Here is a 3,816-nt window from a genome sequence, read left to right as displayed (position 1 = left end):
GTGCGGCCAGAAGTCGGAGAGAATCGGGAAGAGGAAACCCTGCGCCGATGACCACACCTTGTGTGTGGGCGGCGGTCCGACCGAAACAGCAACTGCCGCAACCTCATCGTTGATGAACCGATGATAGTGGTCGCGAATGAAACCAAGCTCTCCCTGACACGTTCCGGTGAAGGCGAGCGGAAAGAACACGATGAGCACCTGACGCTCTTCGAGCAACCGCGAGAGGCTCACCCGCTGATTGTTCTGATCACGCAGCTCGAAGTCGGGTGCGACGTCGCCGACTGACAACACGGCTTGCGGCTGGGTTGGAACAACATCGGTCGTCGCCACATCGGTGGCGCGAGCAACCGAATCGACCTCGGAGGTCGAGTCGTCGCTCATGCTCGCTTTCCGGACCGCGCCTTCGGCTGCACCAGGCGTGAACCCGACCATTCACCCAAACTCACGACGTTGGTCTGCGTGAGCCCGGCCGTCGGAGCGGCCTCGGCGATCTCACTGGGATCGACATACCCGGGGTTGCCGGTCTTGGGTGACACGACCCAAACGTATCCGTCGTCGGCGAGCGGTGTGATGGCGTCCATGAGCCGATCGACGAGATCACCGTCGTCATCGCGCCACCACAGCCATACGACGTCGACCACGTCGATCGCGTCCTCGTCGAGCATCTCGGCATCGATCGCGTCCTCGATGTCGGCGCGCAGGTTGTCGTCGGTGTCCTCGTCCCAACCGAGTTCCTGCACCATCATTCCGGGCGCGAACCCGAGTTTCTGGGCGTTGCTGCCCTCGGAGCTACTGCCCCCGCTGCCCTCGGAGCCATTGCTCCCTGTGGCGGCTACCACCGCGTGTCGACCTCCTACCGGTACGTTTTCAGATTTCATCGCTTCTCAGCTTACGAGACAGCGTAGTGGACCTCAGTGCAACACGAGGACACTCCGCGCGCCAACTGGCGACACGAACTCCGACACCACCCGAACGGAGGACATGACCCAGACCAGGGAAGCCGTCAGCCCGTCGGCCGCGGCGACGATGTGGCCGGTGCCGACGAGCCGGGGTTCGACTGCGGCGCCGCGGTCGCCGATGTCGCAGGAGGTGTCGGGAGGTAGGCACGGCAGGTGTCGAGCACCGTTCGCCTGTCACCCGTCCAGCGGGTCGACGCAGAGTTCAACTGGGCGGTCTGCCGGCGGCCGATCACATCGCCCAGCGCGCTGCTGCTGGTCACGAATGATGCGACGACGGTCCCGAGGTCACCGGGAACCTCGGCTGTCTGTTTGGGCTTGACCATATCGGTGCCCGCGATCATCGCGGCTCGGGCTTTGTCTCCGAGGTCGCCGACCTTGTCGTAGGACTGCACCTCGTTGAGCCGCGCGACGAACGCGTTGTACCCGCGCAGCATCACGACCATCGACTTCGTCGACGCCTCGCAGAGTTCCGCCCCGGCCCTCAGCGACTGGGCCTGGCGGGACGTCGACACATCAGATCGATAGGCCGCGGCCTCTCCCGGCGCGGGACCCGCGCTGCCCCCGACCGCCGAACAGCCCTGCACCGCGAACGTCGTCAGTGCCGCAGCGAGCAGCATCAGACGCGTGCCCGTTGCGCGGCACAGCAGTCCTCTTGTCATGTCTCCCCCACGGCTGTTTCCCCGACGGCCGTCGCCCATATCTGGCACCAAACACCGAAACGCTACCGCAGGAGGCGTCGACGATCCCGGGCAAGACCGTCCAGACCGGTGCCAAGCGACGTGACATGGGGCACGATATGGATGGACGACGGAGTCCGCACACCAACGCGACCCGTCGCCGAATTGTCGTCATGCCGGGCACCACCGTGCCCAGGCCAAACGAGGGAGTGGGCATCACCGTGACCGAACAGGCAGCCAGCACCAACACCGGAACCACCGACGTTGGGAGCGGGACCGCAGACGCGTCGAACAACGCTGCCGCGTCGAATCAGGTCGGCAGCCAGCAGACCACCGGGGTACGCGTCATCCGCGAAGGAGTCGCCTCGTACCTTTCCGACAACGATCCCGAGGAGACGAGCGAATGGCTGGAGTCATTCGACACACTCGTCGCCGAACAGGGTCCTGCACGTGCGCGCTACCTGATGCTCCGACTACTCGAACGCGCAGGTGAGAATCGGGTCTCGATTCCGGCCCTCACCTCAACCGACTACGTCAACACCATCGCCACCGAGAACGAGCCGTACTTCCCCGGCGACGAGGAGATCGAGCGGCGGTTCCGCAACTACATCCGCTGGAACGCCGCCATCATGGTGCATCGTGCGCAGCGGCCAGGCGTCGGCGTCGGCGGCCACATCTCGACGTACGCGTCGTCTGCCTCGCTCTACGAGGTGGGGTACAACCACTTCTTCCGCGGACTCGACCATCCCGGTGGCGGCGACCAGGTCTTCATCCAGGGGCATGCCTCACCGGGTATCTATGCGCGCGCCTTTCTGGTCGGCAGGATCAGCGCCGATCGCCTGGACGGTTTCCGTCAGGAGCACAGTCATGCCGGGCTCGGCGGCGGGTTGCCGTCGTATCCACACCCCCGGCTCATGCCCGACTTCTGGCAGTTCCCGACCGTCTCGATGGGTTTGGGCCCGATGAATGCGATCTACCAGGCCCGCTTCAACCAGTATCTGCACCACCGCGGCATCAAGGACACTTCCGACCAACACGTGTGGGCGTTTCTCGGCGACGGCGAGATGGACGAGCCGGAGTCACGCGGACTTCTCCAGTTGGCCGCGACCAATGCGCTCGACAACCTCACCTTCGTGGTCAACTGCAATCTGCAGCGCCTCGACGGTCCTGTGCGCGGCAACGGCAAGATCATCCAGGAACTCGAGTCGTTCTTCCGCGGCGCGGGCTGGAACGTCATCAAGGTCGTCTGGGGCCGCGAGTGGGACGAACTCTTCCACAACGACAAAGACGGCGCGCTGGTCAACCTGATGAACGCGACCGCAGACGGCGACTTCCAGACATTCCGCGCCAACGACGGCGCCTACATCCGAGAGCACTTCTTCAACCGTGATCCACGCACCAAAGAACTAGTCAAAGACTGGTCCGACGATCAGATCTGGAATCTCCACCGCGGCGGACACGACTACCGCAAGGTGTACGCCGCGTACGCGGCAGCGATGGCGCACAAGGGGCAACCGACCGTCATCCTCGCGCACACCATCAAGGGCTACACGCTCGGTCCGCACTTCGAGGGCCGTAACGCCACCCACCAGATGAAGAAGGTGGATCTGGAGGATCTCAAGATGATCCGCGACCACTTCTCGATTCCGATCTCGGACAAGGATCTGGAGGAGAACCCGCAGCTGCCGCCGTACTACCACCCGGGCCCCGACGCCCCGGAGATCAAGTACATGCTCGAGCGGCGCCGTCAGCTCGGCGGCTTCAGCCCCGAGCGCCGCGACAAGAACGTGCCAGTCAAGCTGCCGGAGGACAAGCTCTACGACATCGCCCGGAAGGGATCGGGAAAGCAGGAGATCGCCACGACGATGGCATTCGTGCGCATCCTCAAGGACCTCATGCGCGACAAGGAGTTCGGCAAGCGCGTCGTGCCGATCATCCCGGATGAGGCCCGCACTTTCGGCATGGACTCCTTCTTCCCGACCGCGAAGATCTACAACCCGCACGGGCAGAACTACGTCTCGGTCGACCGCGATCTCTTCCTGGCCTACAAGGAGGCCACTGACGGACAGCTGCTGCACATGGGCATCAACGAGGGCGGCTCGACTGCCGCGTTCACCGCAGCCGGCACCTCATATGCCGCACACGGCGAGCCGATGATCCCGTTCTACATCTTCTACTCG

The 3,816-nt window shown here is 64.2% G+C and carries 4 protein-coding genes; 1 reads left to right on the top strand and 3 read right to left on the bottom strand.

The features are described 5' to 3' along the window. From B3T59_RS09980 to B3T59_RS09970, 3 genes are all read right to left on the bottom strand, one after another. A partial coding sequence (locus B3T59_RS09980; RefSeq protein WP_287002142.1) for a redoxin domain-containing protein occupies positions 1 to 381 on the bottom strand: 381 nt, incomplete at its 3' end. After that, the gene (locus B3T59_RS09975) at positions 378 to 839 is read right to left on the bottom strand and encodes a DUF3052 domain-containing protein (RefSeq protein WP_005206429.1); all 462 of its coding nucleotides are present in this window, start codon (positions 837 to 839) and stop codon (positions 378 to 380) included. The genes B3T59_RS09975 and B3T59_RS09980, both read right to left, overlap by 4 nt. A gap of 164 nt (positions 840 to 1,003) precedes the next feature. Further along, the gene (locus B3T59_RS09970) at positions 1,004 to 1,618 is read right to left on the bottom strand and encodes a hypothetical protein (RefSeq protein ID WP_231894794.1); all 615 of its coding nucleotides are present in this window, start codon (positions 1,616 to 1,618) and stop codon (positions 1,004 to 1,006) included. A 191-nt stretch (positions 1,619 to 1,809) separates the two neighbouring features. Here B3T59_RS09970 and aceE point away from each other — a divergent pair. Beyond that, positions 1,810 to 3,816: pyruvate dehydrogenase (acetyl-transferring), homodimeric type (gene aceE, locus B3T59_RS09965; protein WP_287002141.1), on the top strand; the 2,007-nt coding region annotated here is incomplete at its 3' end.

This window comes from Gordonia sp. UBA7860 (genome assembly GCF_002500165.1).
Classification (GTDB): domain Bacteria; phylum Actinomycetota; class Actinomycetes; order Mycobacteriales; family Mycobacteriaceae; genus Gordonia; species Gordonia sputi.
The sequence above is the reverse complement of the archived record's forward strand: the minus strand, read 5'-3'. Positions and strand labels throughout refer to the sequence as shown.